Source organism: Corallococcus sp. CA047B (assembly GCF_003612065.1).
GTDB lineage: Bacteria > Myxococcota > Myxococcia > Myxococcales > Myxococcaceae > Corallococcus > Corallococcus praedator.
This window is the reverse complement of sequence record NZ_RAWD01000719.1, coordinates 1-480: the sequence shown is the minus strand read 5'-3', so window position 1 is coordinate 480 and position 480 is coordinate 1. Positions and strand designations below refer to the sequence as shown.

The window sequence follows — 480 nt, the reverse complement described above, 5'->3', positions numbered from 1 at the left end:
GTGTATACGAGACAGACCGTCGGCAACGCCAGCGGCCCCGCCCCCCACACGGCCGCGTTCGTCGCCACGGCCTCACAGGCGGGCGCCACCGTCGCGTGGGACTTTGGCGACGGCGCCACCGCCCAGGGCCTCCAGGTGGAGCACGTCTACACCCAGCCGGGCACCTACACCGTGACCACCACCGCCCAGGGCGCCACGCCCGTCAGCGCCACCACCGTCGTCACCGTGACGGCCAGCGGCACCACCGACCCGGGCACCGGTGAAGACCCCGGCACGGGGAGCGACCCGGGCACCGGCTCCGACCCGGGCACCAGCAACCCGCGCCCGGGACTGCCCTCCACGCCTCCGACGCCGGGCGTCACGGCCGGGGAAGACTCGGAAGGTGGAGGCGGAGGCTGCGCCGCGAGTCCGGGCGTCCTGATTCCCGCCGCCGCGCTCCTCGTCGCGGGCCTCGTCCGCCGCCGCCGGAGCCGCTGACCC

The 480-nt window shown here is 76.5% G+C and carries 1 protein-coding gene; it reads left to right on the top strand.

Annotated features, from left to right (window positions below; all coding sequences use genetic code 11):
• On the top strand, positions 1-477 hold a 477-nt coding region (locus tag D7X74_RS42340), incomplete at its 5' end, for a PKD domain-containing protein (protein ID WP_120538502.1).
• Positions 478-480 lie beyond the last annotated feature (3 nt).